Consider the following 26,029-nt stretch of genomic DNA (forward strand, 5'->3'; position numbering starts at 1 on the left):
ATGGAGTGACTGGATGAAAATCATCATCCTCGGTGCGGGACAGGTCGGCGGTTCGCTGGCTGAACATCTGGCCAGCGAGGCCAACGACATCACGGTGGTCGACACTGACGGCGACCGTCTGCGCGATCTGGGCGACCGCCTCGACATCCGTACCGTGCAGGGCCGTGGCTCGTTGCCGAACATTCTGCGTCAGGCCGGTGCCGACGACGCCGACATGCTGGTCGCGGTGACCAACAGCGACGAAACCAACATGGTCGCCTGCCAGGTCGCCCACACCCTGTTCCACACCCCGACCAAGATTGCCCGGGTGCGCGAAGCGTCCTACCTGACCCGCGAGGAGCAACTGTTCCAGAACGAGGCGATTCCGGTCGACGTGCTGATCAGTCCCGAGCAGGTCGTCACCAACTACATCAAGCGTCTGATCCAGCATCCCGGCGCCTTGCAGGTGATCGATTTCGCCGAAGGCCAGGCGCAACTCGTCGCGGTGCGCGCCTACTACGGCGGGCCGCTGGTGGGTCAGCAACTGCGCCAGTTGCGCGAACACATGCCGAATGTGGAAACCCGAGTCGCCGCGATTTTCCGTCGCGACCGACCGATTCTTCCCCAGGGCGATACGGTGATCGAGGCCGACGACGAAGTCTTCTTCATCGCCGCACGTGCGAACATTCGCGCAGTGATGAGCGAAATGCGCCGTCTCGACGAAAGCTACAAACGCATCGTCATCGCCGGTGGTGGCCAGATCGGCGAGCGCCTGGCCGAGGCCATCGAAAGCCGCTATCAGGTGAAGATCATCGAGATGAACCCGGCGCGCTGCCGTTATCTCTCCGACACCCTCGACAGCACCGTGGTGCTGCAGGGCAGCGCGTCGGATCGCGACCTGCTGCTGGAAGAGAATATTGCCGACGCGGACATCTTCCTTGCGCTGACCAACGATGACGAAGCCAACATCATGTCGTCGCTGCTGGCCAAGCGTCTGGGCGCGAAGAAGGTGATGACGATCATCAACAACCCGGCCTACGTCGACCTGATCCAGGGCGGCGACATCGACATCGCCATCAGCCCGCAACTGGCAACCATCGGCACCTTGCTGGCCCACGTGCGGCGCGGCGATATCGTCAGTGTGCACTCGTTGCGCCGGGGCGCGGCGGAAGCCATCGAAGCGGTGGCCCATGGTGATTCGAAGTCGAGCAAGGTCATCGGCAAGGCCATCGAAAACATTGCACTGCCGCCAGGCACCACCATCGGCGCGATCATCCGCGATGAAGAAGTGATCATCGCCCACGACGACACAGTGATCGCTGCCGGGGACCATGTGATCCTGTTCCTTGTGGATAAAAAGCATATTCGCGATGTGGAAAAGTTGTTCCACGTGGGCCTGAGTTTCTTCTGACCGACCAAGAGACGAGACCGATGATCGAATCCCTGGAAAAAATGCTCGCCAAGGGTGTGGATAACTCGCTGCTGCGCTTCGGCCTCGGCAAGGGTTATCTGGATTTGGGGGAGAACGCGAAGGCAGCCGAGCACTTGCAGCGGTGTGTCGGCTTCGATTCGAAGTATTCGGCGGCGTGGAAATTGTTGGGCAAGGCGCAGTTGGCGCTGGGTGACCTGGCGGCTGCGCGGCAGGCATGGGAGCAGGGGCTGGAAGCGGCCCGGGCCCATGGTGACAAGCAGGCCGAGAAGGAAATGACGGTGTTTCTGAAGAAGCTCGATCGGCAGAAGCCGTGACGGCTGTGGATAACCCGTATTGTCAGGTTATCCACAAACGCCCCTCGCCGATCAGTACCAGCGCGCCTCGCCCGGCGGACGCTTCTTGAAGCGCTTCATGCTCCACATGTACTGGCTCGGATAAGCCGCCACATAACGCTCGACGACTTTACTCATCGCCGCACAGGAGGTTTCGGTGTCGGTGCTGTACATGGCTTCCGGCGCCGCTTCGAGGATCACCTTGTAGCCGGAACCGTCCGGCAGGCGCAGGGCATGCAGGAACACCCCGACAGCCTTGCCACCGGCGAGCATGTTCGGCACGAACTTGCTGGTCAGGGCCTGAGTGGCGAAGAACGGCACGAAGATCCCGGCGGATTCGGCCGGCTCCGGGTCCGCAGGAATCCCCACCTGACCGCCCTTGCGCACTTCCTTGATGACACTGAGGATGCCTTCCTTGGTCGACGCGGCGACTTTGTTGCCCAGTTGCACGCGCTGTTTGCGCAGCAATTCATCCACAGCCTTGAGCTTCGGCGGCCGGTAGAAAATGATCGGTTTGCACTGACTGCAATAGAAGTGGTTGAGCACTTCCCAGTTGCCCAGGTGGCTAGTGATGCCGACCACGCCCTTGCCCGAGGCCAGCGCTTCTTTCAGCACCTCGAGGCCTTCGACTTCGCGCACCAGGTCGATGGAACGCTGGGCCGGCCAGATCCAGGCGCAGGCGCTTTCGGTCAGGGATTTGCCGATGTCTTTCAGGGTCTGGCCGACCAGACGCTCACGCTCGGCCGGGTCCATCTGTGGAAAACATTTGGCCAGGTTGATCCGCACCACATCGCGGGAACGGTTGGGGGTTTTCCACATGATCCAGCCGATCGCCGAACCCACGGCCTGCACAGCCCGCCACGGAAGCAGGGCAAACAGCCGCAGAGCGCCAACCAGCATGGCGCCTTTAAACTTTTCCACAGGTCACTCCTGATTTTGTGCTGTGCGCGAGGCGGCCATTCTAACCGGCGTTGACCAGCTGCGCGTAGCGGTCGCAGTCCTGAGTGTGGTCCATGACCATGCCGGAGGCCTGCATCAGCGCGTAACAGATGGTCGGCCCGACGAAGGTAAAACCGGCATTTTTCAGGCCTTTGCTCATGGCCACGGCTTGTGGAGTGATGGCCGGGACTTCGCTGCGATCCTTGAAATGATTGATCACCGGGCGGTTATCCACAAACGACCAGAGGAAGGCCACCGGATCTTCCAGCGCCAGCCAGGCCTGGGCGTTGCGCCGGGCGGCGTTGAGCTTGAGGCGGTTGCGGATGATCCCCGGATCGAGCATCAATTCATCGATTTCCGCGTCGCTCATCTGCGCCACGCGCTGTACGTCGAAGCCGAACAACACCTCGCGATATCGCTCGCGCTTGCGCAGCACGGTGATCCACGAAAGCCCGGCCTGGAACCCTTCGAGCAAAAGCAACTCGAACAAACCCTGCGCATCGCGTAGCGGCGTGCCCCACTCCTGATCGTGGTAAGCCATGTACAGCGGATCTTCGTTGCACCAAAAGCAGCGTGGCATAAGGCTCCAGGGGGTGGAGGTGCGACTGAATCGGGTATACTCCCGCTCTTTAAATCGCAGCCCAAGAAACAGGTGAATTTCGTGAGCCAGCCTACGCCAGCCGTGCGTACCTTCCAAGACTTGATCCTCGCGCTCCAGCAATACTGGGCCGAGCAAGGTTGTGTGGTACTTCAGCCCTACGATATGGAAGTAGGCGCCGGCACTTTCCACACCGCGACATTCCTGCGCGCCATCGGCCCGGAAACCTGGAACGCCGCTTACGTGCAGCCAAGCCGCCGTCCGACTGACGGCCGTTACGGCGAAAACCCGAACCGTCTGCAGCACTACTACCAGTTCCAGGTAGTCCTGAAGCCGAACCCGGACAACTTCCAGGAGCTGTACCTGGGCTCCCTCAAGCATGTCGGCCTGGATCCGCTGGTCCACGACATCCGCTTCGTCGAAGACAACTGGGAATCGCCGACCCTCGGCGCCTGGGGTCTGGGCTGGGAAGTCTGGCTGAACGGCATGGAAGTGACCCAGTTCACTTACTTCCAGCAGGCGGGCGGCATCGAGTGCTACCCGGTGACAGGCGAGATCACCTACGGTCTTGAGCGTCTGGCCATGTACCTGCAGGGCGTGGACTCGGTCTACGACCTGGTCTGGGCTGACGGTCCGTTCGGCAAAGTGACCTACGGCGACGTGTTCCACCAGAACGAAGTGGAGCAGTCCACCTACAACTTCGAACACGCCAACGTCGACAAGCTGTTCGAACTGTTCGACTTCTATGAAAGCGAAGCCAAGCGCCTGATCGAACTCGACCAGCCGCTGCCGTTGCCAAGCTACGAAATGGTCCTGAAGGCCTCGCACACCTTCAACCTGCTGGACGCACGCCGGGCGATCTCGGTGACTGCGCGTCAGCAATACATTCTGCGCGTTCGCACCCTGGCGCGTTCCGTCGCCCAAGCCTACCTGCTGGCCCGCGCCAAGCTGGGCTTCCCGATGGCAACCCCGGACCTGCGTGACGAAGTACTGGCCAAGCTGGAGGCTGCACAATGAGTGCTCAAGATTTTCTGGTTGAACTGGGCACCGAAGAACTGCCACCCAAAGCCCTGAACACCCTGGCCGAAGCGTTCCTGGCCGGTATCGACAAGGGCCTGCAAGCTGCCGGCCTGAATTACGAGACCAAAACCGTCTACGCCGCACCGCGTCGTCTGGCTGTGCTGATCACTGCGCTGGCCACCCAGCAGCCGGATCGCAGCATCAACCTCGACGGCCCGCCACGTCAGGCTGCGTTCGATGCCGAAGGCAACCCGACTCAAGCGGCCCTGGGCTTCGCCAAGAAGTGCGGCGTCGAGCTGAGCGAAATCGACCAGAGCGGTCCGAAACTGCGCTACAGCCAGAACATCGCCGGCAAGCCGACCGCGAGCCTGCTGCCGACCATCGTCGAAGACTCGCTGAACGACCTGCCGATCCCGAAACGCATGCGTTGGGGTGCGCGCAAGGAAGAGTTCGTGCGTCCGACCCAGTGGCTGGTGATGCTGCTCGGCGACCAGGTCATCGACTGCACGATCCTCGCGCAGAAGGCTGGCCGTGAATCCCGTGGCCACCGTTTCCACCACCCGGAAAGCGTGCGCATCGGTTCGCCGTCGAGCTACCTGGCCGACCTGCGTGCCGCTTACGTGCTGGCCGACGCCAACGAGCGTCGCGAAATCATCAGCAAGCGCACCGAAGAGCTGGCGACCCGTCAGGAAGGCACCGCGATTGTGCCGCCGGCGCTGCTCGACGAAGTGACTGCGCTGGTCGAGTGGCCAGTGCCGCTGGTGTGCTCGTTCGAGGAACGTTTCCTCGACGTGCCGCAAGAAGCGCTGATCACCACCATGCAGGACAACCAGAAGTACTTCTGCCTGCTGGATGCCGACGGCAAGTTGCTGCCACGTTTCATCACCGTGGCCAACATCGAATCCAAAGACCCGCAGCAGATCATCGCCGGTAACGAGAAGGTGGTTCGCCCACGTCTGACCGACGCCGAGTTCTTCTTCAAGCAGGACAAGAAGCAGAAGCTCGAAGCGTTCAACGATCGCCTGCAGAACGTGGTGTTCCAGGAAAAACTCGGCAGCGTCTACGACAAGGCCGAGCGCGTTTCGAAACTGGCGGCCTACATTGCCGCACGCATCGGCGGCAACGCTTCGTGGGCTGCCCGCGCAGGCCTGCTGTCCAAGTGCGACCTGGCCACCGAAATGGTCGGCGAGTTCCCGGAGATGCAAGGTGTCGCCGGTTACTACTACGCCCTCAATGACGGCGAGCCGGAAGACGTTGCCCTGGCGCTGAACGAGCAGTACATGCCGCGCGGTGCCGGCGCTGAACTGCCAGCCACCCTGACCGGTGCGGCCGTGGCCATCGCCGACAAGCTCGACACTCTGGTCGGCATCTTCGGCATCGGCATGTTGCCGACCGGCAGCAAAGACCCGTATGCCCTGCGCCGTGCGGCACTGGGCGTGCTGCGGATCCTGATCGAGAAACAACTGGATCTGGACCTGAACGACGCCGTGGCGTTCGCCGTGAATGCGTTCGGTGCCAAGGTCAAGGCTGCCGGCCTGAACGACGCGGTGCTGGAGTTCATCTTCGACCGTCTGCGTGCGCGTTACGAAGACGAAGGCGTGGATGTGGCCACCTACCTGTCGGTACGTGCCCTGAAGCCGGGTTCGGCGCTGGACTTCGACCAGCGTGTGCAAGCGGTTCAGGCCTTCCGCAAACTGCCGGAAGCGGCAGCGCTGGCGGCGGTGAACAAGCGTGTGTCGAACCTGCTGAGCAAGGTGGAAGGCTCGGTGCCGACCGAGGTCCAGGCCAAGTACTTCGACAACGCCAACGAGTTCTCGCTGTACTCGGCGATCCAGCAAGCGGACCAGGCTGTACAGCCAATGGCCGCGGCGCGTCAGTACAACGAATCGCTGGCACGTCTGGCCGCCCTGCGCGAGCCGGTGGACGCGTTCTTCGACGCGGTGATGGTCAATGCCGAAGACGCCAATGTGCGGGCCAACCGTTACGCGCTGCTGGCGCGTCTGCGTGGCCTGTTCCTGGGCGTTGCCGACATTTCGCTGCTGGGTTGAGGGATTGCTGTTGAAACTGCTGATTCTCGATCGGGACGGAGTGATCAATTACGACTCCGACGCTTACATCAAGTCGGTGGAGGAGTGGATTCCGCTTCCCGGCTCGATCGAAGCGATTGCGCAGTTGAGCAAGGCCGGCTGGACGGTGGCGGTCGCCACCAACCAGTCGGGCATTGCTCGCGGCTACTACGACCTCGCCACCCTGGATGCCATGCATGCGCGCCTGCGCGAACTGGTAGCGGAGCAGGGCGGTGAAGTCGGGCTGATCGTGTATTGCCCGCATGGGCCGGACGAGGGTTGCGACTGCCGCAAGCCGAAACCGGGGATGTTGAAAACCATCGCGCAGCATTACAACGTCGCGCTGACGAATGTCTGGTTCGTCGGCGACAGCCTTGGTGACCTGGAGGCCGCCAAAGCCGTCGATTCACAGCCCGTTTTGGTAAAGACCGGGAAAGGCGAAAAGACTCAGGCCAAGACCTTGCCGGTGGGCACCCTGATTTTTGACGATCTCGCGGCGATTGCCGCAGAACTTATCCACAACTAGAGTACTTCTGAAGTTCCTGACCAGGGATTGATCGGGAGTGCGCTTGAACAGTCGGGCATTGCCCGTAACGGTAAACGTCGCCATGTCGATACTGCAGGCCATCAGAATCTTCCTCTTTTACCTGCTGCTGGGCACCACGTCCTTGCTGTGGTGCAGCCTGAGCTTTTTTATCGCGCCCTTTCTGCCGTTCAAGGCGCGCTATCGCTTCATCAACGTGTACTGGTGCCGTTGCGCCTTGTGGTTGACCAAGGTGTTCCTCGGTATCCGTTACGAAGTCAAAGGCGCAGAAAACGTGCCTGACCGGCCCTGCGTGATTCAATCGAACCACCAGAGCACCTGGGAGACGTTCTTTCTCTCCGCTTATTTCTCGCCCTTGAGCCAGGTGCTCAAGCGCGAATTGCTGTACGTACCGTTCTTCGGCTGGGCGATGGCCATGCTGCGGCCGATCGCGATTGACCGCGACAACCCGAAAGCCGCCCTCAAGCAAGTCGCTGCGAAGGGTGACGAGCTGCTGAAGGACAATGTCTGGGTGCTGATCTTCCCTGAAGGCACTCGCGTTCCCCACGGCACCATCGGCAAGTTCTCCCGCAGTGGCAGCGCGTTGGCGGTGAATGCCGCGCTTCCAGTACTGCCGATTGCGCACAATGCCGGCAAGTTCTGGCCGAAAATCGGTTGGGGTAAAAAGCCGGGCGTGATCACTGTGGTGATCGGTGAGCCGATGTACGCCGAGGGCAGTGGCCCCCGCGCCATCGCCGATTTGAATGATCGGGTGCAAGCGTGGAACGAGAAGACCCAACGGGAAATGGGCTCGCTGCCTCCGGCCCCTGAGGCACCGGCTGCGAACGATCAGATCGCTGTCTGAGATTTGTGGATAACCTGTGTACGGTTTGTTCGCAAAGTCCCGAATTATCAAATTAAGTGACTGATTTACTTATATATTTCCGAAGCTGCTAAAACACCGTAAAAGGTGCATAAGTTTTTTTCGGAAGTAAGGAAACCGGCTGATATAGCCGGTTTTTTTATGCCTGCTCTTCAGCGAACAGCGGCAGCTCCAGACGGAATGTCGTGCCTTGATCGACTACGCTCAGGCATTCGATTCGGCCGCCATGGTGATCCACCACGGCTTTGACCATCGACAACCCCAACCCCACGCCATCGATGCCCTGCGCAGAAGAAAAGCGCCGGTACTGGCTGAACAGATCGGGCAGTTCCTCTGCAGCGATGCCTTTGCCTTGATCGGTCAGTTCACAACGCAGCCAGTCGTCGTGGCAACTGACACGCAGGTCGACGGTGGATCCGGCCGGGCTGTACTTGATCGCATTTTCCAGCAGGTTGAACAGTGCGCGGGTCAGCAAGCCCTGATCGGCCAGGATCAGGCGCTCGTGGGATTGTTCGTCCATGTCGCTCAAGAGCTCGATGCGTTTTTGCTGGGCGATGGGCAAGGCCTGATCCAGCACGTCCATGACCAGCATCCCGAACAGGCTCGGTTGAAACTGATACGCCTCGGATTCGGCCCGGGCCAGCAGAACGAAGCCGTCGGTGAGCTCCAGCGCCCGACGTACCTGGCGCTCAATCTGTTCGAACAGCGGCGAATCCGTTCCCGCCTGATGCCGGTGTACATCAAGCAAGGCGAGAATCGCCGAATGGGGAGCGCGCAGGTCATGGGACAGGAAGCGCAGCAACACACCGCGCTGCTCCTCGGCGGCGCGTTCGGCGCTCAGGTCAGTGAGACTCAGGAGCCAGCCGATCGGCAAGTCGCCATCAACTGGCAACAACGCGGCGCGTTCCAGGCGCAGGCTACGTTCCTTGTGGTCACGAAATTCCAGCAGAGGCAGCTCGGATAGTGGCGGACGCGACTCTGTGGACAACTCTGGATAGCCCAGGCTCGCCAGTTGATCGAGCACATCCTCGCCCACCAGATTGTGATCGAACAGGCTCCGGGCCTTGCGATTGCCCAACAAGACTTGCCCCCGTGGATCGCTGATCAGCGTTGCGACCGGCAGATACTCCAGCCCGTCGGCAATGAATCGGCGGGTATCGCGGGTACGGCTCATGGCTTGCTCAAGCGCCATGATCTGCCCCTGCAAGCGGTCGGCGCTGGGAAACTGCGCCCGACGTCGTTCGGGAAAGACTTTCGGTTCACTGTCCAGCCGTGCCAGCTCCCAGCCGAAGTAAGTGAGCACCACACTCAGGCGCCGCCAGTTCCAGATCAGATAGCCGAACAGCATCCCGAGCGCCGCAGGCGTCGGCGACCACCAACGCCGCATTTCAGCCAGGCCTGCACTGGTCAACAGCACGCAGGCAATTCCGCCCAATGTCAGCCAGAGCGCCAGACGCGGGCGCCACAGCAGCAACCCAAGTACGCACGCGATCATGGCTACCGAGAGTCCCGCGCCCATCAACGGGGCCGGGTCATGCAAATTGATCTGCGCACGCCAGGAAAGCAGTGCAGTCAGCGGCAACAGCACTAGACTTATCCACACCCACTCGCGCACCAGTTGCCGGAACAATCGCTGAACCTGGCTGGGTACGCGGCTTTCGTGTCGGCGCTGGTTATTCATGGGAAACAGGGCAGGGCGGGTTGAATGGTTTCATAGGCGGCCGGTCTGAGGACGTAGACCCGAAGAATCATAGCGGCTCACCCCACGGCGTGCCGCTTACTTTCACTGCATGGAGTGAGCCGATCCGGTCGGCACCCATTGCCCGAGCGACAAGGAACCACCGCGTATGCGCGTTGCGATACTGGACGATGAACCCGCCGAACTGCGCCGGGTCGAGCAGACCCTGCAACAAATGGCCGAAGCCGGAGGACAGCCCTGGTCACTGCACAGCTTCGAAAGCGGTGAAGACCTGCTGCGACAGTTGCGCCGGGAAACCTTCGACCTGCTGATCCTCGACTGGCAATTGCCCGACCTCACCGGCCTGGCGCTGCTGCGCTGGACCCGCGAACACATGGAAGCCCCGCCGGCCGCCATCATGCTCACCAGCCGCGATGGTGAAAGCGACATCGTCCAGGCCCTGAATGCCGGGGCCGACGATTACGTCAGCAAACCGTTTCGACCCAATGAACTGAAGGCGCGGGTTGCAGCGGTACTGCGTCGGCACAGCCTGCAACGCAGCGCCCCGGCCGAAGTCCTGCGTTTCAACGACCTGGTGTTCGACGACGCCGAACTGACCGTCACCCGCGACGGAAAACCGATTGTCATGACCGAGCGCGAATATCGTCTCGCTCATTGCCTGTTCAGCAACCTTGGGCGACCGCTGTCACGGGACTATCTGTACGAACGATTCTGGCCCCACGAAGAAATGTCCACGTCTCGACCGCTGGACACCCATATCTATCGCCTGCGCAACAAGCTCGGGCTGACGGCGGATCGGGGTTGGCAGTTGCTGACGATTTATGGGTATGGATATCGGTTGGAGAGTGTGGCGGCAGGGGAGTGAATCGCGGGCAATAAAAAAGGCCAACGCTTGTGCGTTGGCCTTTTCGTTGGTGCCGACCGGGATCAGAAATCCAGGTTGGAAACCGCCAGAGCATTGCTCTCGATGAAGTCACGGCGAGGTTCGACCGCATCACCCATCAGGGTGTTGAAGATCTGGTCTGCGCCGATGGCGTCTTCGATGGTGACTTTCAGCATGCGGCGCACGCTTGGGTCCATGGTGGTTTCCCACAGTTGATCCGGGTTCATTTCGCCCAGACCTTTGTATCGCTGAATGGTGTGGCGCTTGGTGCTTTCGGCCATCAACCAGTCCAGGGCTTCCTTGAACTCGGTAACCGCTTTCTTGCGCTCGCCACGCTGGATGTACGCGCCGTCGTCGAGCAGGGTGCTCAGTTGAGCGCCGAGGGTGACGACAGTTTTGTAATCGTTGCTGCCGAAGAAGTCGCGGTTGAAGGTGACGTAGTTCGACAGGCCGTGGGAGATCAGCTCGACCTCTGGCAGCCACACACCACGTTCACGGTCTTCACGCAGGCTGGCCTTGTAGACCAGGCCCGATTTCTCGACGGTGCGCAGACGGACTTCGTACTGGGCCAGCCAGTCTTGCATCTTGGCGTGGTCGCCGAGCATTTCCAGGCTCACGGCCGGCAGGTAGATGAAGTGCTCGGTCAGCTCCTGCGGGTAAAGGCGGGACAGACGCTTGAGGGTCTTCATCACCATGCGGAAGTCATTCACCAGACGTTCCAGCGCTTCGCCGGAAATGCCCGGGGCGTCTTCGTTCAGGTGCAGGCTCGCATCTTCCAGGGCCGACTGCGTCATGTACTCTTCCATGGCGTCGTCGTCTTTGATGTATTGCTCTTGCTTGCCTTTCTTGACCTTGTACAGCGGCGGCTGGGCAATGTAGATGTAGCCGCGCTCGATCAGTTCAGGCAACTGACGGAAGAAGAAGGTCAGCAGCAGGGTACGGATGTGCGAACCGTCGACGTCAGCATCGGTCATGATGATGATGTTGTGATAGCGCAGCTTGTCGATGTTGTACTCTTCGCGACCGATACCGCAGCCCAGCGCGGTGATCAGGGTGCCCACTTCCTGGGACGAGATCATCTTGTCGAAACGGGCTTTCTCGACGTTGAGGATCTTGCCCTTCAGCGGCAGGATGGCCTGGGTCTTGCGGTTACGTCCCTGCTTGGCAGAGCCGCCCGCGGAGTCACCTTCCACGAGGTACAGTTCGGATAGCGCCGGGTCTTTTTCCTGGCAGTCAGCGAGCTTGCCTGGCAGGCCGGCGATGTCCAGCGCGCCTTTGCGGCGGGTCATCTCACGGGCCTTGCGCGCCGCTTCACGGGCACGGGCAGCGTCGATCATCTTGCCGACAACCAGTTTGGCTTCGTTCGGGTTTTCCAGCAGGAAGTCGGAGAAGTACTTGCCCATTTCCTGTTCGACCGCGGTCTTCACTTCGGAAGACACCAGCTTGTCTTTGGTCTGGGAGCTGAACTTCGGATCCGGCACCTTGACCGAGATGATCGCGGTCAGGCCTTCACGGGCATCGTCACCGGTGGTGGCGACTTTGTGCTTCTTCGCCAGACCTTCCTGCTCGATGTAGTTGTTCAGGTTACGCGTCAGTGCAGAACGGAAGCCCACCAGGTGGGTGCCGCCGTCGCGCTGCGGAATGTTGTTGGTGAAGCACAACAGGTTCTCGTTGAAGCTGTCGTTCCACTGCAGGGCGATTTCCACGCCGATGCCGTCTTCACGCTGGATGTTGAAGTGGAACACCTGGTTGACCGCAGTCTTGTTGGTGTTCAGGTATTCAACGAACGCACGCAGGCCGCCTTCGTACTTGAACAGCTCTTCCTTGCCGCTGCGCTCATCCTTGAGGACGATGCCGACACCGGAGTTGAGGAAGGACAGTTCACGAATGCGCTTGGCCAGGATGTCCCAGCTGAAGTGAATGTTCTTGAAGGTTTCGCTGGAAGCCTTGAAGTGAATCTGGGTACCGGTGGTTTCGCTGTCGCCAACGATCGCCATCGGTGCCTGAGGCACGCCGTGGACGTAGGTCTGTTCCCAGATCTTGCCGCTGCGGCGAACGGTCAGGACCAGCTCTTCGGAAAGCGCGTTCACAACCGAAACACCTACACCGTGCAGACCGCCGGATACCTTGTAAGAGTTGTCGTCGAACTTACCGCCAGCGTGGAGGACGGTCATGATGACCTCGGCGGCGGAAACGCCTTCCTCTTTGTGCACGTCTACCGGGATGCCACGGCCGTTGTCTTTAACGGTGATGGACTCATCCGGGTGAATGATGATGCTGATGTCGTCGCAGTGGCCGGCGAGGGCTTCGTCGATCGAGTTGTCGACCACCTCGAACACCATGTGGTGCAGACCGCTGCCATCGTCGGTGTCACCAATGTACATACCGGGACGTTTGCGCACGGCATCCAGGCCTTTCAGCACTTTAATGCTCGATGAGTCGTACGTATTTTCTTCGCTCAATGCCTTCACTCCCGATGGTCGTGGGTCTGGGTGATACGGCCCTGTTCCACGTGGAACAGAGCGACTGGCGTTTCCGTCTGCCAGCCTTCCCTCAATAATTCGTGATCTACACAGGTGATAAAAACCTGGCAGCGTAAGTCTTCCAGCAAGCGGCACAGCGCGCGACGGTGGCTCTCGTCCAGTTCGGACGGCAAGTCATCCACCAGATAAATACACTGGCCGCGTCGGGCCTGGCTCACCAGATGCCCCTGGGCAATCCGCAATGCACAGACCACCAACTTCTGCTGACCCCGGGACAAGATGTCCGCGGCGTTGTGTGCGCCCAATCTAAGACGCAAGTCAGCCCGTTGTGGCCCAGCCTGGGTATGACCCATTTGCTGGTCCCGTTGCACGGATCCAGCGAGTACAGCGCTCAATTCCCGGTCCTTGTCCCAGCCTCGGTAATAGCTGAGCGTCAAACCTTCGAGCTCAACCAGTTCGCTCAAGGTTTGTTCAAAGACTGGTTTCAAGGCTTTGATGTAAGCGCGGCGGTATTCATCTATTTCAGCGCTGGCCTGGCACAGTTCCCTGTCCCAAACCGCTTGCGAAACGGCGTCAAGTGTACCATGCCGCAGCCAGGAGTTTCTCTGGCGCAAGGCCTTCTGCAAACGCTGCCAGGTGGCCATGAACCGAGGCTCGACGTGGAACACACCCCAGTCGAGGAACTGCCGACGAATCTTCGGCGCGCCTTCCAGCAGGCGAAAGCTGTCGGGGTTGATCAACTGCAGCGGCAGGGTTTCCGCCAGTTGCGCAGCGCTACGAGCGTTCTGACCGTCAATGCGGATCTGGAACTCGCCCTGACGATCGCGGGATATCCCCAGTGCGCTGTGGCCACCCTCGGCGAGCTCGACCTGACCGAATACGGTGCAGGCAAGCTGCTCATACTGAATGACCGGCAACAGCCGCGTGCTACGAAACGAACGGGCAAGCCCCAGCAGGTGAATGGCTTCCAGAACACTGGTTTTGCCGCTGCCGTTGGCGCCGTAAAGAATGTTGATTCGGGGGGAGGGGGAGAAGGTCACCGGGTGCAGATTGCGCACCGCGGTGACCGAGACGCGACTTAGCGACATCTAGAGTCAGCTGATTACAGACGCATCGGCATGACAACGTAAGCCGAATCGTCGTTGTCGGACTCTTGCACCAGCGCACTGCTGTTGGAGTCGGACAGGATCAGACGAACCTGCTCGGTGGTCATCACGCCCAGCACGTCCAGCAGATAGCTGACGTTGAAGCCGATTTCCAGGGAGCCGCCGTTGTATTCCACACCTACTTCTTCTTCCGCTTCTTCCTGCTCCGGGTTGTTGGCCTGGATCTTCAACTGACCGCTGGCCAGTTGCAGACGGATGCCGCGGTATTTCTCGTTGGACAGAATCGCGGTACGGCTGAACGCTTCGCGCAGCGCCTGACGATCGCCCAGTACCAGCTTGTCGCCGCCCTTCGGCAGAACGCGCTCGTAATCCGGGAATTTGCCGTCGACCAGTTTCGAGGTGAAGGTGAATTCGCCAGTGGTCGCACGGATGTGGTGCTGGCCCAGAACGATGCTGACGTTACCGTCCGGCTCGGTGAGCAGACGTGCCAGTTCGAGAATGCCTTTACGCGGCACGATCACCTGATGGCGTTCCTGCTGACCGATGTCGGCTTGCATCGAGCACATGGCCAGACGGTGACCGTCGGTAGCCACGGCGCGGATCACGCCGGTCGAGACTTCCAGCAGCATGCCGTTGAGGTAGTAACGCACGTCCTGTTGGGCCATGGCGAAACTGGTGCGTTCGATCAGGCGACGCAGCTTGCTCTGTTCCAGGCTGGTGGTCAGCGAACCCGGGCCTTCTTCCACAGTCGGGAAATCGTTGGCCGGCAGGGTCGACAGGGTGAAACGGCTACGGCCGGCTTTCACCACCAACTTCTGCTCGTCGACCTTGATGTCGATCAGCGCATCGTTCGGCAGGCTCTTGCAGATGTCCATCAGCTTGCGCGCCGGCACGGTGATGGAACCTGTTTCAGCCGGATCCTCGAGTTGCACACGACCGACCAGCTCGACTTCCAGGTCGGTACCGGTCAGCGACAGTTGCTGGCCATCGACAACCAGCAGCACGTTGGACAGTACCGGCAAGGTCTGTCGGCGCTCGACGACGCCTGCGACCAGTTGCAGGGGTTTCAACAGGGCTTCGCGTTGAATGGTGAAATGCATGGTCTAGTCCCTTGCCTTAATAAGCTGCGCTGGTGTTCATCAAGTGGTCAGTGTACGCAGCAGGTTCTTGTAGTCCTCGCGGATGTCCGCGTCGGATTCCTTAAGTTCGTTGATCTTGCGGCAGGCGTGCAACACGGTCGTGTGGTCGCGGCCGCCAAACACATCGCCGATTTCCGGCAGGCTGTGGTTGGTCAGTTCCTTGGACAATGCCATGGCCACCTGACGCGGACGAGCAACCGAACGCGAACGGCGTTTGGACAGCAAGTCGGAGATCTTGATCTTGTAGTACTCGGCGACGGTGCGCTGAATGTTATCCACAGAGACCAGTTTGTCCTGCAACGCCAACAGGTCTTTCAGGGATTCGCGAATCAACTCGATGGTGATGTCGCGGCCCATGAAGTGCGAGTGGGCGATCACACGTTTCAGCGCGCCTTCCAGCTCACGGACGTTGGAGCGAATACGCTGGGCAATGAAGAACGCCGCATCGTGTGGCAACTCGACTTTGGCCTGGTCGGCCTTCTTCATCAAGATGGCGACGCGGGTTTCCAGCTCCGGCGGCTCGACGGCAACCGTCAGGCCCCAGCCGAAGCGGGATTTGAGGCGCTCTTCAAGGCCTTCGATTTCTTTCGGGTAGCGGTCACTGGTGAGAATGACCTGCTGGCCACCTTCAAGCAGGGCGTTGAAGGTGTGGAAAAACTCTTCCTGGGAACGTTCCTTGCGGGCGAAGAACTGAATGTCGTCGATCAGCAGAGCGTCCACCGAACGGTAGAAGCGCTTGAACTCGTTGATCGCGTTCAGTTGCAGCGCCTTGACCATATCGGCCACGAAACGCTCGGAATGCAGGTACACAACCTTGGCATTCGGGTTCTTCTTTAATAGATGGTTACCCACCGCGTGCATCAAGTGCGTCTTACCCAGACCCACGCCGCCATAAAGGAAGAGCGGGTTGTAGCCGTGCTTCGGGTTGTCTGCCACCTGCCAGGCCGCCGCACGGGCGAGCTGGTTGGATTTACCTTCGACGAAGTTTTCGAAGGTGAAGGTGCGGTTGAGGTAGCTGGTGTGCTTGAGCGCGCCCTCGACCTGCACGGTGCGCTGTTCGGCGCGCACCGGGGCCTGTTGCGACGCGGCACCGGCCATCGGATCGAAGCTGTCGCGGGACGGCTCTTCACTGATTTCTTCGGTTTTCTGCGTCGAACGTTTGGTCGGTGCAGGCGTTGGAGCAGGCGCTGGCGAGCTGGCCGGCGCAGCGTTGGCCTGAGCCTGGGACACTTGTGCAGCAGCCAATGGCGCATTCGGTGCGGCACGCGGCGCCGAACTGCGTTTGCTGCCTATTAATAAGGAAAGCGACGGTGCCAGACCGTTGCCATGCTCATCCAGCAGTTCAAGGACGCGCCCCAGGTACTTTTCGTTGACCCAGTCCAGAACAAAACGGTTCGGTGCATAGACGCGCAACTCGTCGCCTTCGGCTTCGACCTGTAGTGGACGGATCCAGGTGTTGAATTGTTGGGCAGGCAGCTCTTCGCGCAAAAGCTCCACGCACTGCTGCCAAAGTTCCACTGACACGGATATCCCCTAAGTTGAAAGCCGGTGAGGCAAAAACAAGCGGCCATTGTAGCGGCCAGTCGTCCACTTATCCACATGCAGGTTGCCCGGTGGACATGATTTATCAATGCGTTAAACGCGAAAAAGTCGACCGACGGTGTGTGCATAAGCTCTGTGGATAACCCTATCTGAGCACACTGGACAACTGGGGGCGAAAGTCGGTGGATAACCAGCCTGTGGATAACCACCTGTTCCACACACAGGTTATCCGACAGCGCAGCACAGGCTGAACACGGTTTTCCACTGTAGTTGTCATTCTCTGTACATCGCTTGAAACAAGGCCTTGAGCCAGTTATCCACAGAGAACGGTGTGCCTAGCTTTTACAAACTTTACAGAAAAGCTTTAAATAATTCCCTTCTTTATTTTTATCTTTGGCAAACCGGGTAAATCAGATCCCGACAGCTCCGAAGATCTATTTATAAGGAAACGTTGGTTGGAAATTGACCTATTGGCTTGCTTTCTCTAGAATCCCCGGTCTCTAAAAACGGGGGCCATTCCGGCCCGTTGTGGACGAACCAGGTAACACGACATGAAACGTACTTTCCAACCAAGCACTATCAAACGCGCTCGTACCCACGGTTTCCGTGCTCGCATGGCTACCAAGAACGGTCGTGCCGTACTGTCGCGTCGTCGCGCCAAAGGCCGCGCACGTCTGGCAGTTTGATAATCCGGCACTGGAGGTGAGTCAGGACTTCAGTCGGGAAAAGCGTCTGCTTACTCCCCGGCATTTCAAGGCAGTCTTTGACTCCCCTACCGGCAAGGTTCCGGGGAAAAATCTCCTGCTCCTTGCGCGCAATAACGATCTCGATCACCCCCGTCTCGGGCTGGTTATCGGGAAAAAGAGCGTCAAGCTCTCCGTCGAGCGCAATCGCCTCAAACGTCTTATGCGCGAATCGTTTCGCCTGCACCAGGATTCACTGGTCGGCTGGGACATCGTTATCGTCGCGCGCAAAGGTTTGGGTGACGTAGAAAACCCCGAATTGATTCAGCATTTCGGCAAACTCTGGAAACGTCTGGCGCGCAACAAGCCAGTACCAGCAGTCAAAACCGAAACTGTAGGGGTAGACAGTCCAGATGCGTAAACTGGCACTCGTTCCGATCCAGTTTTATCGCTACGCCATTAGTCCCCTGATGGCCAGTCACTGTCGTTTCTACCCCAGTTGTTCTTGCTACGCGTATGAAGCCATCGAAAATCATGGCCTTCTGCGCGGTGGCTGGCTGACCTTTCGTCGTTTAGGTCGCTGTCATCCGTGGAATCCCGGTGGTTATGACCCGGTTCCACCTATCCCTACCTCCCGTTCTTCTTCGATGGCCGAGTAATCATGGATATCAAACGCACGATCCTGATCGTCGCCCTGGCAATCGTGTCCTACGTCATGGTCCTTAAATGGAACCAGGACTATGGCCAGGCTGCCCTGCCGACTCAGAATGTTGCTTCCAGTACGACTACATCCGGTTTACCGGACACCGCCACTGGCAATAATGCTGCTGCCAGTGACGATATTCCGCGCGCCGCAAGCGATACCAGCGCACCTGCCGAAACACCGGTCGCCGTCAGCAAGGATCTGATCCAGATCAAAACCGACGTGCTCGATCTCGCGATCGATCCACAAGGTGGCGATGTTGCCCAGCTGACCTTGCCGCTGTATCCACGTCGTCAGGATCGTCCGGACGTTCCGTTCCAGCTGTTCGACAACGGTGGCGAACGTACTTATCTGGCACAGAGCGGTCTGATTGGCACCAATGGTCCGGATGCAAACCCGGCCGGTCGTCCGATCTACTCCTCGGAGAAGAAGACTTATCAACTGGCTGACGGTCAGGACCAACTGGTCGTCGACCTGAAGTTCAGCAAGGACGGCGTCAATTACATCAAGCGTTTCACTCTGAAACGTGGCCTGTATGACGTAACCGTCACTTATCTGATCGACAACCAGAGTGCTCAGCCCTGGTCCGGTTCGATGTTTGCCCAGCTGAAACGCGATGCAAGCGCCGATCCTTCGTCGACCACTGCTACCGGTACCGCGACTTACCTGGGCGCCGCCCTGTGGACAAGTTCCGAGCCGTACAAGAAAGTGTCCATGAAGGACATGGACAAAGGTCAGCTCAAGGAAACCGTCACCGGTGGCTGGGTAGCCTGGCTGCAACACTACTTCGTGACTGCATGGGTTGCTCCGAAGGGCGAAAACAACATCGTCCAGACCCGTAAAGACAGCAAAGGCAACTACATCATCGGTTACACCGGTCCTTCGTTGACCGCTGCACCGGGTGCGAAAGTCGAGACCAGCGCTGTTCTTTACGCCGGTCCGAAGAGCCAGGCTGTGCTGAAAGAGTTGTCCCCAGGTCTGGAACTGACTGTCGACTACGGCATTCTGTGGTTCATTGCCCAGCCAATCTTCTGGCTGCTGCAACATATCCACAGCATCGTCGGCAACTGGGGCTGGTCGATCATCTTCCTGACCATGCTGATCAAAGGGATCTTCTTCCCTCTGTCGGCCGCCAGCTACAAGTCGATGGCCCGCATGCGCGCCGTGGCTCCGAAACTGGCTGCACTGAAAGAGCAACATGGCGATGACCGGCAGAAAATGTCGCAAGCCATGATGGAGCTGTACAAGAAAGAGAAGATCAATCCGCTGGGTGGCTGCTTGCCGATCCTGGTGCAGATGCCGGTTTTCCTTTCCCTGTACTGGGTTCTGCTGGAAAGCGTTGAAATGCGCCAGGCGCCTTTCATGCTGTGGATTACTGACCTGTCGATCAAGGATCCGTTCTTCATCCTGCCGATCATCATGGGCGCGACCATGTTCATCCAGCAGCGTCTGAACCCTACACCTCCGGATCCGATGCAGGCCAAGGTGATGAAAATGATGCCAATCATCTTCACCTTCTTCTTCCTGTGGTTCCCGGCGGGTCTGGTGCTGTACTGGGTTGTGAACAACTGCCTGTCGATTGCCCAACAGTGGTACATCACGCGTAAGATCGAAGCGGCGACGAAAAAAGCCGAGGCGTAACTTACTCTGTGGATAACACCACTCAAAACGCCCCCTAGTGGGGCGTTTTGCTATCTGCCATTTTTGTCTGGATACCGGTTTATGAGCGCACCTCGTGAAACCATCGCAGCTGTCGCCACCGCCCAGGGCCGTGGCGGCGTGGGCATCGTTCGAATTTCCGGGCCGCTGGCCAGCGTTGCGGCCAAAGCCATCAACGGCCGTGAACTGAAACCACGGTTTGCCCACTACGGCCCGTTCCTCAGTGACGATCAACAGGTTCTGGATGAAGGCCTGGCGCTGTATTTCCCCGGGCCGAACTCGTTCACCGGCGAAGACGTACTGGAATTGCAGGGACACGGCGGCCCTATCGTCCTCGACATGTTGCTCAAGCGTTGTCTGGAACTAGGCTGCCGTCTGGCCCGTCCCGGCGAATTTAGCGAACGCGCCTTCCTCAATGACAAACTCGACCTGGCGCAGGCAGAGGCCATTGCCGACCTGATCGAAGCCAGTTCTGCACAGGCCGCACGCAATGCCTTGCGCTCTCTGCAGGGGGCGTTCTCCCAGCGTGTGCATAACCTCACCGAACAGCTGATCGGCCTGAGGATCTATGTCGAAGCGGCTATCGACTTCCCGGAAGAAGAAATCGACTTCCTCGCCGACGGCCACGTCCTGAGCATGCTCGACAAGGTTCGTAACGAGTTATCCACCGTAATGCGCGAAGCCGGGCAAGGCGCATTGCTGCGTGACGGCATGACCGTGGTGATTGCCGGTCGTCCGAATGCCGGCAAATCCAGCCTGCTAAACGCATTGGCCGGTCGTGAAGCCGCCATCGTGACCGAAATTGCCGGCACCACCCGGGACATCCTGCGCGAACATATCCACATCGATGGCATGCCGCTGCATGTTGTGGATACCGCTGGTCTGCGCGATACCGATGACCATGTGGAAAAGATCGGCGTTGAGCGAGCTTTGAAAGCCATTGGCGAAGCTGACCGAGTGCTGCTGGTCGTCGATGCCACTGCACCAGAGGCCGCCAATCCGTTCGCCCTCTGGCCGGAATTCCTTGAAACACGGCCAGATCCGGCGAAGGTCACCCTGATTCGTAACAAGGCTGATCTCACCGGTGAACCCATTGCCCTGGAAGTCAGTGACGATGGCCACGTGACGATCAGTCTGAGCGCCAAATCCGCCGGTGAAGGTCTGGATCTGCTGCGTGATCACCTCAAGGCCTGCATGGGCTATGAACAAACATCGGAAAGCAGCTTCAGCGCACGCCGCCGACACCTCGAAGCCCTGCGTCATGCCAGTGATGCCCTGGAACATGGACGTGCCCAACTGACCTTGGCGGGTGCTGGTGAGCTGTTGGCCGAAGACCTGCGTCAGGCCCAGCAGTCTCTCGGGGAAATCACCGGCGCCTTCAGCTCCGATGATCTGCTGGGACGGATCTTTTCCAGCTTCTGCATCGGTAAATAATCCTTCCGTTGTCCACAGACAGGTCCGTTCGCGACCTGTCTGTCCTCCTTCCTCGTATTTCCTTCCTCCATTGCCGAACAGATTTCTGTTCCTGAGCGGATTTTCCGTGTCCGCGATTCCTTCATTCATCCGATTTCTGTGGATTAAGCCCTGTGAATAACTGCCGCTAAGGGCAGTTGATAACAGGGCGTGAAAACTGAACATAACTGCCACTGTGGATAACCACCTCATTAATCCACAGGCTTACACCGGTTATCCAAGGGCCTCATGGCGATATGGCCACAGGGTTTTGAATCTCTGTACACATTGAAAATAAAGGCCTGTAGAAATCTATCCACAGAAATCATGGGCAGTAAGAATAAGCTTTAAAACAAAGGTTTTATAAATTTCTCTCTTTTTTATTCTTTTAACCGCGAGTTCTCCACAGCTGGTTAAATTTTGTGCAAAGGGTTCTTTAGGAAGGGCGAAGTCCCTATACTTGCCGACCAGGTCCAGAAACCTGATCTCAAACTATTCCTGAATTACCTACTTAAGCAGGCACGAGGTGCGTGGTGGATTTCCCTTCCCGTTTTGAAGTGATCGTCATCGGCGGCGGTCATGCCGGTACCGAGGCAGCACTGGCCTCAGCACGCATGGGCGCAAAAACCCTTCTGCTGACGCATAACGTGGAAACCCTCGGTGCCATGAGTTGCAACCCGGCCATCGGCGGCATTGGCAAAAGCCATCTGGTCAAGGAAATCGACGCCCTCGGCGGCGCGATGGCCATGGCCACCGATCTGGGTGGTATCCAGTTTCGCGTGTTGAACAGCCGCAAAGGCCCGGCCGTAAGGGCGACCCGTGCGCAAGCCGACCGGATTTTGTACAAGGCCGCTGTCCGCGAAATTCTGGAAAACCAGCCGAACCTGTGGATATTTCAACAAGCTGCTGACGACCTGATCGTCGAGCAGGAACAAGTACGCGGTGTTGTCACCCAAATGGGTCTGCGCTTCTTCGCCGATTCCGTGGTGTTGACCACCGGTACGTTCCTGGGCGGACTTATCCACATCGGTTTGCAGAATTTTTCCGGTGGTCGCGCCGGTGATCCACCATCGATCGCCCTGGCGCATCGTCTGCGTGAACTGCCGCTGCGTGTCGGGCGCCTGAAAACCGGTACACCACCGCGTATCGACGGCAAGTCTGTGGATTTCTCGGTGATGACCGAGCAGCCAGGCGATACGCCGATTCCCGTGATGTCGTTCATGGGCAACAAGGAACAACATCCACGGCAAGTCAGTTGCTGGATTACCCACACCAACGCCCGTACCCACGAAATCATTGCCGCGAACCTCGATCGTTCGCCGATGTATTCCGCTGCCGGCGAGATCGAAGGCATCGGCCCGCGTTATTGCCCGTCGATCGAAGACAAGATCCACCGCTTTGCCGACAAGGAAAGCCATCAGGTGTTCATCGAGCCGGAAGGCCTGACCACCCATGAGCTGTATCCGAACGGGATATCCACAAGCCTGCCGTTCGACGTGCAATTGCAGATCGTGCAATCGATCCGCGGCATGGAAAACGCGCACATCGTGCGTCCGGGTTATGCGATCGAGTACGACTACTTCGATCCGCGCGACCTGAAGTACAGCCTGGAAACCAAAGTGATCGGCGGTCTGTTCTTCGCTGGCCAGATCAACGGCACCACCGGTTACGAAGAAGCCGGCGCCCAGGGTTTGCTGGCTGGCGCGAACGCCGCACTGCGCGCGAAGGGCAAAGAAGCCTGGTGCCCGCGTCGCGATGAAGCGTACATCGGGGTACTGGTCGACGACCTGATCACCCTAGGTACCCAAGAGCCGTACCGCATGTTCACTTCCCGTGCCGAGTACCGCCTGATCCTGCGTGAGGACAACGCGGACCTGCGTCTGACCGAAAAAGGTCGCGAACTGGGTCTGGTCGATGACGCGCGCTGGGCGGCGTTCTGCAAGAAACGCGAAAGCATCGAGCTCGAAGAGCAACGCCTGAAAAGCACCTGGGTTCGCCCGGGCACTCCGCAGGGCGATGCGATTGCCGAGAAATTCGGCACGCCGCTGACTCACGAATACAACTTGCTCAATCTCTTGAGCCGTCCGGAAATCGACTACGCTGGTCTGGTCGAAGTGACCGGGCAGGGCGCCGAAGATCCACAGGTCGCCGAACAGGTCGAAATCAAGACCAAATACGCCGGTTACATCGACCGTCAACAGGATGAAATCGCCCGTCTGCGTGCAAGCGAAGACACGAAACTGCCTGTGGATATCGATTACACCAACATTTCCGGTCTATCCAAGGAGATCCAGAGCAAGCTTGGCGCGACTCGTCCCGAGACGCTTGGCCAGGCTTCGCGGATCCCGGGTGTGACCCCGGCAGCGATTTCGCTGTTGATGATTCATTTGAAAAAACGCGGCGCGGGCCGTCAGTTGGAGCAAAGCGCTTGAGTTCTAAGGTCACTTCGCAACACGCCGAAGAGTTATCCACAGGAGCCCGCGAGCTCGGTGTCAATCTCACTGAAACCCAGCACGAGTTGCTGCTGGGTTATCTGGCCCTGTTGATCAAATGGAACCAGGCCTACAACCTGACCGCCGTTCGCGATCCGGATGAAATGGTTTCCCGTCACCTGCTCGATAGCCTCAGCGTGATGTCGTTCATCGAAAACGGTCGTTGGCTGGATGTCGGCAGCGGCGGCGGCATGCCGGGGATCCCTCTGGCGATCCTGTATCCGGACTCGCAAGTGACCTGCCTGGACAGCAACGGCAAGAAAACCCGCTTCCTGACCCAGGTCAAACTCGAACTCAAACTGGATAACCTGCAAGTTATCCACAGTCGCGTCGAAGCGTTCCAGCCTGCACAGCCGTTCAACGGGATCATTTCCCGGGCGTTCAGCAGCATGGAGAACTTCACCAACTGGACTCGCCACCTCGGCGACGCCGATACGCGCTGGCTGGCAATGAAGGGCGTCCATCCGGCCGATGAGCTGGTAGCATTGCCGGCAGACTTCAAACTCGATAGCGAACACGCCCTGGCCGTACCCGGTTGCCAAGGCCAACGCCATCTGCTGATACTGCGCCGCACGGCATGATTGGGAACACAAGCAAGAATGGCTAAGGTATTCGCGATAGCGAACCAGAAGGGTGGTGTGGGCAAGACCACCACCTGCATCAACCTCGCAGCATCCCTGGTCGCGACCAAGCGCCGGGTGCTGTTGATCGATCTCGATCCACAGGGCAACGCCACCATGGGTAGCGGTGTGGATAAACATGGCCTGGAAAACTCGGTCTACGACCTGCTGATCGGCGAATGCGATCTGGCCCAGGCCATGCACTACTCCGAACACGGCGGTTATCAACTGCTGCCGGCCAACCGCGACCTGACGGCGGCCGAAGTGGTGCTGCTGGAAATGCAGATGAAGGAAAGCCGTCTGCGCAGCGCGCTGGCGCCGATCCGTGAAAACTACGATTACATCCTGATCGACTGCCCGCCGTCGCTGTCGATGCTCACACTGAACGCACTGGTCGCTGCTGACGGGGTCATTATCCCCATGCAGTGCGAGTACTTTGCGCTCGAAGGGTTAAGCGACCTTGTGGATAACATCAAGCGCATCGCCGAGCTGCTGAACCCGAACCTGAAAGTCGAAGGCCTGCTGCGGACCATGTACGACCCGCGTCTGAGCCTGATGAACGACGTTTCGGCCCAGCTCAAGGAGCATTTCGGTGATCAGCTGTACGACACTGTCATCCCGCGCAACATCCGCCTGGCCGAAGCTCCAAGCTACGGCATGCCGGCGCTGGCCTACGACAAGCAATCGCGTGGCGCGCTGGCCTATCTGGCCCTGGCGGGCGAGATGGTTCGCCGTCAGCGCAAAAATTCACGTATCGCCGCTGCCCAGCCAACTTAAGGAATCCCCATGGCCGTCAAGAAACGAGGTCTCGGACGAGGACTGGATGCACTGCTGAGCGGTCCGACTGTCAGCGCGCTGGAAGAACAAGCGGCGCAGGCTGACAGCCGTGAGTTGCAGCACCTGCCACTGGATCTGCTGCAACGCGGCAAGTATCAACCACGCCGGGACATGGATCCACAGGCGCTGGAAGAGCTGGCGCAGTCGATCAAGGCCCAGGGCGTGATGCAGCCGATCGTGGTTCGCCCGATTGGTGGTGGTCGTTATGAAATCATTGCGGGCGAACGTCGCTGGCGCGCCAGTCAGCAGGCTGGCCAGGAAACCATTCCTGCGATGGTCCGCGACGTGCCGGATGAAACCGCGATCGCCATTGCGCTAATCGAGAACATCCAGCGCGAAGACCTGAACCCGATCGAAGAAGCGGTGGCCCTGCAGCGCTTGCAGCAGGAATTCCAGCTCACCCAGCAACAGGTTGCCGAGGCTGTGGGTAAGTCCCGCGTCACCGTGGCCAACCTGTTGCGCCTGATTGCGCTGCCGGAAGTCATCAAGACCATGTTGTCCCACGGCGACCTGGAAATGGGTCATGCCCGTGCATTGCTCGGTCTGCCGGACAATCAGCAGGTGGAAGGGGCGCGACATGTTGTCGCACGCGGCCTCACCGTGCGCCAAACCGAGGCACTGGTTCGTCAGTGGTTGAGTGGCAAACCCGAGCACGTCGAACCGTCCAAACCCGACCCGGATATCGCTCGTCTCGAGCAACGTCTGGCCGAGCGCCTAGGCTCTGCGGTGCAGATCCGCCACGGCAAGAAGGGAAAGGGTCAGTTGGTGATTGGTTACAACTCCCTCGACGAGCTTCAAGGTGTGCTCGCACACATCCGCTGAAACAATTCCTCTTGTAGCGCGCAGTCGGAAATCACTACCTGACAGTTGAATAGGGGCAGAACCGCCCCTATACTCTGCGCGCATTTTGTCGGCACAAATTATGCCAAGTTATTGAATTTCGGCAGCCGACCATTGGA

The 26,029-nt window shown here is 59.1% G+C and carries 23 protein-coding genes; 16 read left to right on the forward strand and 7 right to left on the reverse strand.

Annotated elements, in window-relative coordinates; genetic code table 11:
* Window positions 1–13 precede the first annotated feature (13 nt).
* Window positions 14–1,390 (forward strand): Trk system potassium transporter TrkA, encoded by a 1,377-nt coding sequence (gene trkA / locus M5G18_RS16555; RefSeq protein ID WP_085606334.1) that lies wholly within the window; start codon window positions 14–16, stop codon window positions 1,388–1,390.
* A 20-nt stretch (window positions 1,391–1,410) separates the two neighbouring features.
* The gene (locus M5G18_RS16560) at window positions 1,411–1,725 is read left to right on the forward strand and encodes a hypothetical protein (RefSeq protein ID WP_273898122.1); all 315 of its coding nucleotides are present in this window, start codon (window positions 1,411–1,413) and stop codon (window positions 1,723–1,725) included.
* Between the two features lie 51 nt (window positions 1,726–1,776).
* On the opposite strand, the gene M5G18_RS16565 is transcribed toward M5G18_RS16560, so the two are convergent.
* On the reverse strand, window positions 1,777–2,664 hold the full coding sequence (locus M5G18_RS16565) for a lysophospholipid acyltransferase (RefSeq protein WP_085748012.1): 888 nt from the start codon (window positions 2,662–2,664) through the stop codon (window positions 1,777–1,779).
* A 40-nt stretch (window positions 2,665–2,704) separates the two neighbouring features.
* A complete protein-coding gene (gene tag, locus M5G18_RS16570; protein WP_273898123.1) occupies window positions 2,705–3,262 on the reverse strand; it encodes a DNA-3-methyladenine glycosylase I in 558 nt (185 codons plus the stop codon).
* 81 nt (window positions 3,263–3,343) lie between these two features.
* On the opposite strand from tag, the gene glyQ reads away from it, so the two are divergent.
* The 4 genes from glyQ to M5G18_RS16590 all read left to right on the forward strand — a co-directional run bounded on the left by glyQ (window position 3,344) and on the right by M5G18_RS16590 (window position 7,754).
* Window positions 3,344–4,297, forward strand: a complete 954-nt coding sequence (gene glyQ / locus M5G18_RS16575) for a glycine--tRNA ligase subunit alpha (RefSeq protein WP_003187265.1) — start codon at window positions 3,344–3,346, stop codon at window positions 4,295–4,297.
* Complete coding sequence (gene glyS, locus M5G18_RS16580) at window positions 4,294–6,348, forward strand: glycine--tRNA ligase subunit beta (protein WP_007954113.1); 2,055 nt, start codon at window positions 4,294–4,296, stop codon at window positions 6,346–6,348. The genes glyQ and glyS overlap by 4 nt, the downstream gene beginning before the upstream one ends.
* A gap of 4 nt (window positions 6,349–6,352) precedes the next feature.
* Entirely contained in the window at window positions 6,353–6,892 is a 540-nt protein-coding gene (gene gmhB / locus M5G18_RS16585) for a D-glycero-beta-D-manno-heptose 1,7-bisphosphate 7-phosphatase (RefSeq protein WP_164872121.1), read from the forward strand.
* An 82-nt stretch (window positions 6,893–6,974) separates the two neighbouring features.
* The gene (locus M5G18_RS16590) at window positions 6,975–7,754 is read left to right on the forward strand and encodes a lysophospholipid acyltransferase family protein (protein WP_179693169.1); all 780 of its coding nucleotides are present in this window, start codon (window positions 6,975–6,977) and stop codon (window positions 7,752–7,754) included.
* Window positions 7,755–7,911: 157 nt separating this feature from the next.
* Here M5G18_RS16590 and M5G18_RS16595 read toward each other — a convergent pair whose 3' ends face one another.
* A complete protein-coding gene (locus M5G18_RS16595; RefSeq protein WP_273898124.1) occupies window positions 7,912–9,453 on the reverse strand; it encodes a sensor histidine kinase in 1,542 nt (513 codons plus the stop codon).
* Window positions 9,454–9,619: 166 nt separating this feature from the next.
* Between M5G18_RS16595 and M5G18_RS16600 the strand changes: the two genes are divergently transcribed.
* Window positions 9,620–10,336: a response regulator transcription factor gene (locus tag M5G18_RS16600; RefSeq protein WP_064592400.1), complete on the forward strand. Its 717-nt coding sequence runs from the start codon at window positions 9,620–9,622 to the stop codon at window positions 10,334–10,336.
* A 62-nt stretch (window positions 10,337–10,398) separates the two neighbouring features.
* Here M5G18_RS16600 and gyrB read toward each other — a convergent pair whose 3' ends face one another.
* The 4 genes from gyrB to dnaA are packed head-to-tail and all read right to left on the reverse strand — an operon-like array spanning window position 10,399 to window position 16,606.
* Window positions 10,399–12,816 carry a DNA topoisomerase (ATP-hydrolyzing) subunit B gene (gyrB, locus tag M5G18_RS16605; protein WP_007954129.1) on the reverse strand — a complete coding sequence of 806 codons (2,418 nt, stop codon included), beginning with the start codon at window positions 12,814–12,816 and terminating at the stop codon, window positions 10,399–10,401.
* 5 nt (window positions 12,817–12,821) lie between these two features.
* Complete coding sequence (gene recF / locus M5G18_RS16610) at window positions 12,822–13,925, reverse strand: DNA replication/repair protein RecF (RefSeq protein ID WP_273898125.1); 1,104 nt, start codon at window positions 13,923–13,925, stop codon at window positions 12,822–12,824.
* A 14-nt stretch (window positions 13,926–13,939) separates the two neighbouring features.
* Window positions 13,940–15,043 carry a DNA polymerase III subunit beta gene (gene dnaN / locus M5G18_RS16615; RefSeq protein ID WP_273898126.1) on the reverse strand — a complete coding sequence of 368 codons (1,104 nt, stop codon included), beginning with the start codon at window positions 15,041–15,043 and terminating at the stop codon, window positions 13,940–13,942.
* A gap of 39 nt (window positions 15,044–15,082) precedes the next feature.
* On the reverse strand, window positions 15,083–16,606 hold the full coding sequence (gene dnaA, locus M5G18_RS16620; RefSeq protein WP_273898127.1) for a chromosomal replication initiator protein DnaA: 1,524 nt from the start codon (window positions 16,604–16,606) through the stop codon (window positions 15,083–15,085).
* Between the two features lie 569 nt (window positions 16,607–17,175).
* Between dnaA and rpmH the strand changes: the two genes are divergently transcribed.
* The 9 genes from rpmH (at window position 17,176) to M5G18_RS16665 (ending at window position 25,892) form a co-directional block, all read left to right on the forward strand.
* A complete protein-coding gene (gene rpmH, locus M5G18_RS16625) occupies window positions 17,176–17,310 on the forward strand; it encodes a 50S ribosomal protein L34 (RefSeq protein WP_003213577.1) in 135 nt (44 codons plus the stop codon).
* A gap of 16 nt (window positions 17,311–17,326) precedes the next feature.
* Entirely contained in the window at window positions 17,327–17,728 is a 402-nt protein-coding gene (rnpA, locus tag M5G18_RS16630; RefSeq protein WP_011336726.1) for a ribonuclease P protein component, read from the forward strand.
* Window positions 17,721–17,966: a membrane protein insertion efficiency factor YidD gene (yidD, locus tag M5G18_RS16635; protein ID WP_010465488.1), complete on the forward strand. Its 246-nt coding sequence runs from the start codon at window positions 17,721–17,723 to the stop codon at window positions 17,964–17,966. The genes rnpA and yidD overlap by 8 nt, the downstream gene beginning before the upstream one ends.
* 2 nt (window positions 17,967–17,968) lie before the next feature.
* Window positions 17,969–19,651, forward strand: a complete 1,683-nt coding sequence (gene yidC / locus M5G18_RS16640) for a membrane protein insertase YidC (protein ID WP_007954136.1) — start codon at window positions 17,969–17,971, stop codon at window positions 19,649–19,651.
* Window positions 19,652–19,732: 81 nt separating this feature from the next.
* The gene (mnmE, locus tag M5G18_RS16645; protein ID WP_273898128.1) at window positions 19,733–21,103 is read left to right on the forward strand and encodes a tRNA uridine-5-carboxymethylaminomethyl(34) synthesis GTPase MnmE; all 1,371 of its coding nucleotides are present in this window, start codon (window positions 19,733–19,735) and stop codon (window positions 21,101–21,103) included.
* Window positions 21,104–21,654: 551 nt separating this feature from the next.
* Window positions 21,655–23,553: a tRNA uridine-5-carboxymethylaminomethyl(34) synthesis enzyme MnmG gene (mnmG, locus tag M5G18_RS16650; RefSeq protein ID WP_007954140.1), complete on the forward strand. Its 1,899-nt coding sequence runs from the start codon at window positions 21,655–21,657 to the stop codon at window positions 23,551–23,553.
* Window positions 23,550–24,194 (forward strand): 16S rRNA (guanine(527)-N(7))-methyltransferase RsmG, encoded by a 645-nt coding sequence (gene rsmG, locus M5G18_RS16655; RefSeq protein WP_007911906.1) that lies wholly within the window; start codon window positions 23,550–23,552, stop codon window positions 24,192–24,194. The genes mnmG and rsmG overlap by 4 nt, the downstream gene beginning before the upstream one ends.
* 18 nt (window positions 24,195–24,212) lie before the next feature.
* A complete protein-coding gene (locus M5G18_RS16660; protein ID WP_007954142.1) occupies window positions 24,213–25,010 on the forward strand; it encodes a ParA family protein in 798 nt (265 codons plus the stop codon).
* 9 nt (window positions 25,011–25,019) lie between these two features.
* Window positions 25,020–25,892 (forward strand): ParB/RepB/Spo0J family partition protein, encoded by an 873-nt coding sequence (locus tag M5G18_RS16665; RefSeq protein ID WP_273898129.1) that lies wholly within the window; start codon window positions 25,020–25,022, stop codon window positions 25,890–25,892.
* The last annotated feature ends 137 nt before the right edge of the window (window positions 25,893–26,029 follow it).

Source organism: Pseudomonas aphyarum (genome assembly GCF_028657055.1).
GTDB lineage: Bacteria > Pseudomonadota > Gammaproteobacteria > Pseudomonadales > Pseudomonadaceae > Aquipseudomonas > Aquipseudomonas aphyarum.